This is a genomic window from Psychrobacter sp., assembly GCF_030457785.1.
GTDB lineage: Bacteria > Pseudomonadota > Gammaproteobacteria > Pseudomonadales > Moraxellaceae > Psychrobacter.
The window spans coordinates 1-5,464 of the sequence record NZ_JAKDUI010000183.1 but is presented as its reverse complement, the minus strand read 5'-3'; the positions used below and the strand labels follow the sequence as shown (position 1 = coordinate 5,464).

4 protein-coding genes are annotated in these 5,464 nt (G+C 43.8%); all 4 read left to right on the top strand.

Annotated elements, in window-relative coordinates:
* The first annotated feature begins 79 nt into the window (after positions 1 to 79).
* The 4 genes from L0J61_RS08845 to yghU all read left to right on the top strand — a co-directional run bounded on the left by L0J61_RS08845 (position 80) and on the right by yghU (position 4,714).
* On the top strand, positions 80 to 1,279 hold the full coding sequence (locus tag L0J61_RS08845; protein ID WP_301466082.1) for a sugar transporter: 1,200 nt from the start codon (positions 80 to 82) through the stop codon (positions 1,277 to 1,279).
* A gap of 413 nt (positions 1,280 to 1,692) precedes the next feature.
* Complete coding sequence (locus L0J61_RS08840; protein WP_301466081.1) at positions 1,693 to 2,952, top strand: MFS transporter; 1,260 nt, start codon at positions 1,693 to 1,695, stop codon at positions 2,950 to 2,952.
* 203 nt (positions 2,953 to 3,155) lie between these two features.
* Entirely contained in the window at positions 3,156 to 3,836 is a 681-nt protein-coding gene (locus L0J61_RS08835) for a glutathione S-transferase family protein (RefSeq protein ID WP_301466080.1), read from the top strand.
* A gap of 20 nt (positions 3,837 to 3,856) precedes the next feature.
* Entirely contained in the window at positions 3,857 to 4,714 is an 858-nt protein-coding gene (gene yghU, locus L0J61_RS08830; protein ID WP_301466079.1) for a glutathione-dependent disulfide-bond oxidoreductase, read from the top strand.
* The last annotated feature ends 750 nt before the right edge of the window (positions 4,715 to 5,464 follow it).

Here is a 5,464-nt window from a genome sequence, read left to right as displayed (position 1 = left end):
CTCCTTTCCGACACGCCTTAATATGTCCACTCTCATTTCTAAGCTAATTTTTTATTAGTATTTTCTAGTATTGGTTTTTATGAAACACAACCTCGAGACGAGCTCAGACACTCGTCGAACCCAGTATTTTCGAGTATTTTTGATGGGCATCAGCGCTTTCGTCATGAATACCACCGAATTCGTTCCTGTTGCCCTATTGAGTGACATCGCTCAAGATTTTTCCATCACCACGGCTGAGACAGGCTGGATGCTGACGATTTATGCTTGGATCGTTGCTGCTATGTCGTTGCCCCTTATGTTACTAACCAGTCGCTTTGAGAGAAAGGGTTTGCTACTGGCAATATTTGCTGTGTTTATTGCCAGTCATATTCTCTCTGTGTTTGCGTGGAGCTTTCAAGTACTGCTCATCAGTCGCATGGGTATTGCGCTATCACATGCCATATTTTGGTCTATCACCGCAGCCATCGCCATACGTGTCGCGCCCGAAGGCAAAAAAGCATTGGCGCTGAGCGTCATCGCGACTGGTACTTCATTAGCTATGGTCTTGGGTGTGCCTATTGGCCGCTTGGTTGGTCAGTGGTTTGGTTGGCGTACGACCTTTGGCGGTATCGGCTTGATTGCCTTTATTGTTTTTGTGCTACAGGCAAGGCTATTACCGACACTGCCCAGTATGTTTGAAGGGTCTTTTAGAAAAATTCCAGAACTGCTCAAAAATCCGTTGTTAGTCTGTCTGTACCTGTTGATTCTACTGGTTTTCACAGCGCACTATACGGCCTACTCTTACATCGAACCTTTTATGCTGCAAGTTGGCTCTGTCAGTGAAAACGCGGCGACGTTTGTTTTGCTGCTATTCGGTGTCGCGGGTATCGTTGGTAGTATCATCTTCAGTCGTTGGGGTGACAGATTCTCTACTGGGTTGATGTTGACATCTATCATACTGATGCTCATGTCCATGCTCATACTGTTTTTGGTGATTACTTCGATATGGGCACTGAGTTTAACTGCCTTCCTATGGGGTGCTGCACTGATGCTACTTCTCATATCGATGCAAGCCAAAGTCCTCATGGTCGATGTCAATGCGCAAGATATGCTGATGTCTATTTTTTCAGGGATTATCAATTTAGGAATTGGTACTGGTGCGCTTTTCGGTGGCTATGCAGTGACGCATCTGTCGATATCAAGTGTGGGCTATGTGGGAGCGGCAGTTGCTAGTGTGGCGCTGTTACTCATGTTATTTATGATAAAACGCTTTTCTGAGTTGAGCAAACCGCTCAGCTAGCTAAAAATCTAACATCCAAAAAAGTAATCAAACTATCAGTTTTCTTTCATGGGCTGGTAGTTTTTTTGGTTTTACAGATAAAGATATCTCTGTAGTTTATGAAAACACTTATTGAACGGACGTTCATGTATCGCTATACTTATTCGTACTGTTGATTATTTTATGTTGAGCCGTCAGGTGTTAACCTTTTTTACGCCAACCATAAAAGTCTAGATTATATAGCTAAGCAAGGAGCTAAAGCTATTTATGGCCATATCATGCCATCGCCAATGAACCGCTGCCATCAACCAAACACACAAGGATGAGTGTAAAATGGATCAGATTCGAAACAAGGAAGTATTTCTCTTCGGTGTAACTATCATTACGATGATAATCACGATCATTCAAACACTTCAACTGGTTGGAGCGCTTTGATGGATAATGACACCTCCTACCCAAAATCGAGCAGATCTCCTTCTTTTCATCAAGGCAAGATACATTATGCATGGATTGTGGCGGCTACTGGTTCTTTGGCCATGTTTTGCGGACTTGGTTTGGGGCGATTTTCCTTTGGTATGTTGCTACCGTCCATGTCATCGTCTTTGGGTTTAGATTACTCCCAAAGCGGCTTGTTGGGCTTTACGAACCTGATGGGATATTTGGTTGCCGTTATTCTCAGTCCACTTATTTTACCTCGGCTCGGCACTCGAGCCACTGCGACGATAAGCCTTTTATTAATTGCCTTTTCGATGTTCGGCATGGCATTCACCTCAAATTTTCCGCTACTTTGCGTTTTATACGTATTGACTGGTGTTGGCAGCGGCGGCGTGGTCTTGCCGATGATGAGCGTTATGTCACATTGGTTTTTCCCCTCGCACCGTGGTCTCGCCTTAGGATTAGTCATGGCTGGCCCTGGGGCTGGTATTATTTTATCGGGCTTTGTCGTTCCAAAACTTCTGCCTATCTTTACTTTGCTCTCTTGGCAGGTTGGCTGGCTCATTTTTGCGGTTATTAGCATTCTAGTCGCCTGTCTTTCGTTTACGTTGATTCGCAATCACCCAGATGATGTCAATCAAAAACCATTTGGTCGTTTGCCAACATCAGAGGTAAAAAACAAGAAGAAGCTAGAGCGCAGCAATATTAAGCTGCTAGTACATTTAGGTGTGATATTTGCCATTTATGGCGTGACTTATATGGTATACGTGACATTCATCGTGACCAGCATGGTGGAATCCTATCAGATGAGTGAAGCGACGGCTGGTAGTATTTGGGCGTCGATTGGTTTACTTAGTGTCTTTTCCGGTCTGTTGTTTGGCTGGATATCAGACCGTATTGGCAGGCGGCTTGGTCTTGCGCTGGCATTTTTCTTCCTCGCTATTGCTTATCTGTTGGTTGGATTCACTGATTGGACCTTAGGACTGTATTTATCTATCTTTTTGTTCGGCATAGTCGTTTGGAGCGTTCCTGTCATCATTTCGGCCTGCGCTGGCGACTATTTTGGTCCGGCAGCTGCGGCAAGCGCCCTTGCAGCACTGACTTTTGCCTTTTCGGGTGGACAAGCTCTGGGACCAGTAGCAGCGGGATATATCGCAGAAACTACCGGTGACTTTGCGACTAGCTATATGCTATCTGGTATTGCTGCCTCCATTGCAATTGCCCTCGCCTTACTGCTGCGCCCAAACAAATATACTTGATAAATGGTCTATCTATCAAATTTGAGAGGGCAAATGGAAATCTTATGAGGAAATACTGTATGTATCAATAATGAACGAATGCTCAAAATTAACTTGAACGTTCGTTCATTTAGCGTTATAGTAATTATTACAAATAATATTTACCACTTTTTAGACATGCTCGCTCAGTCTAACGCACGTCGAGCCCATACAAGGACAATGTAATGATTAAGTTTTATTTTCACCAAACCCCTAACCCGATGAAAGTAGCACTCTATTTAATGGAGACAGGCCTACCATATGAGTTAGTCGCAGTGGATACGATGAAGGGTGAACAGCATACTCCTGAATACCGTGCTATCAACCCTAATGGTAAAACGCCAGCGATTGAAGACGATGGTAAGCGTGTCTTTGATTCCACGGCTATCCTGATGTACTTGGCCGAAAAAACAGGTCAACTAGCAGGAAAGCCTGAAGATCGTGGTGAAATGCTGTCATGGCTCATGTTTCTAGCGACCGGTCTAGGACCTTTTTCTGGTCAATCAGTACACTTTAGTCATAAAGCACCAGAAAAAATTCCTTACGCTATCAATCGCTACCTTCGTGAAGCAGAGCGTCATTACGAAGTGCTAGACAAGCATATGGAAGGTCGTGAGTACTTGGTTGGTGATGACTACTCTATCGCTGATATCTCAGCTTGGGGCTGGATTGATAAGGCGGCGTTTATATTAGGCGAGCCAGGTTTAGATAACTACCCTAACCTAAAGCGTTGGTTTACTAGCATCAATAATCGCCCTGCAGTAGAGAAAGCGCGCAACATTGCCAAAGATATCGAGTTTAAGTCTGAGTTTGATGAAGTCGCTGCACGTGCTCTATATCCACAAAACTTCGCAAAAGACGCATAATCGCGCGAGGAGTTATAAAAATGACGGACCAATACGTACCACCAAAAGTCTGGACACATGACGCAGAGAGTGGCGGCAGATGGGCCAGTGTCAATCGCCCCGTTTCAGGCGCTACTCATGAGCAAGCCCTACCAGTAGGTGAGCATGACTTGCAACTGTACTCTATCGCCACGCCTAATGGCCAAAAAGTAACGATTATGTTAGAAGAGTTACTGGCACTGGGTAAAGCGGCAGAATATGATGCACATATGATTCAGATTGGTGAAGGCGACCAGTTCGGATCAGGGTTTGTAGATGTCAATCCCAACTCAAAAATTCCCGCTTTAGTCGATCGAAGCGGCGAAGATAATGAGTCTGTGTTTGAATCTGCCTCTATTTTGGTACATCTTGCTGAAAAATTTGGGGTGCTACTGCCTGAAAAAGGAAGCGCGCGGACCCAAGTGTTTAACTGGTTATTTTGGTTACACGGTTCTGCACCTTATTTAGGTGGTGGTTTCGGTCATTTTTATGCTTATGCACCCGAAAAGTTCGAATATGCGATCAATCGCTTTACCATGGAAACCAAACGCCAATTAGATGTATTAGATAAGCAGCTGGCAAACAATGAGTTTCTCGCTGGTGATGAGTACAGTATCGCTGATATTGCCACTTGGCCATGGTACGGCAATTTGGTCGTGGGCACTCAGTACGACGCACAAGAGTTTTTACAGGTTGATGACTACCCTCACGTACAACGTTGGGCAAAGGCTATTTTGGCAAGACCAGCCGTACAACGTGGTCGTATCGTCAACCGCACTTGGGGCGAAGCGTGGGAACAGTTGGCAAACCGCCATAGCGCCCAAGATATTGATGAGGTATTAGCATTACAGCCGAAATGATGATTTGTTACCTATGGTCTGCTGCAAAGTACAGACTCATGCATCGGCTTAGATAAATACAATAGACCGCTCAAGTGACACTAATGGCAATTTTGACAACAGCCCTTATGAACATTAGTGCCACTTGGTTCTGCGCTAAAGCATCATCTTATTTTAAGCGTTTCTTTATTTTAGAAATGGTAAAAAAACGAGACAAAATCCTGACTCTTAGCCTTTAATCACGGCACTGACAGGATATTTTTTAGGGTGATTTTTTGGGTGGCTCTTTTTGGGTGTCTCAATGCCAACTACGTCGCTATACTCACTCAATGCGTCTATTCCAACTATTAGACAACAGATAATTGCCTCGCCATTTTCTGTTAAAATACACTTCTATAGCTGAAATACTTTAAAATCGCTACATCCTGCTGATTTCAGTCTTTTGCAGTCTGCATAAGTACAGCAAGCCAAAAAAATTGGCACCAGCAGTACGTGTTGTATCGATATTACTTTTCATCGATTATAGTGTTGGCTGTCTTCCTCGAAACTGATACCAGACTCATTCCACTCTCAGCCACATTTCTGGCTAAATACTAACTGGGACGTGTCATTATTTTAAAAGCACTAAGTGATTGAAGATATTAATTGATGACACGCCCTATTATCATGTACTTACGCGCTGTTTAGAATAAAGACTTGATAAACCTTGCGTCTGTCAAAATTGACTAAAAGTAACCGTTCAACATGCTTTAATCGGACAATCGATATATA

Coding starts and splice junctions, on each gene's coding strand:
- L0J61_RS08845 (WP_301466082.1), top strand. CDS start 80: ATGAAACACAACCTCGAGACGAGCTCAGACACTCGTCGAACCCAGTAT.
- L0J61_RS08840 (WP_301466081.1), top strand. CDS start 1,693: ATGGATAATGACACCTCCTACCCAAAATCGAGCAGATCTCCTTCTTTT.
- L0J61_RS08835 (WP_301466080.1), top strand. CDS start 3,156: ATGATTAAGTTTTATTTTCACCAAACCCCTAACCCGATGAAAGTAGCA.
- yghU (WP_301466079.1), top strand. CDS start 3,857: ATGACGGACCAATACGTACCACCAAAAGTCTGGACACATGACGCAGAG.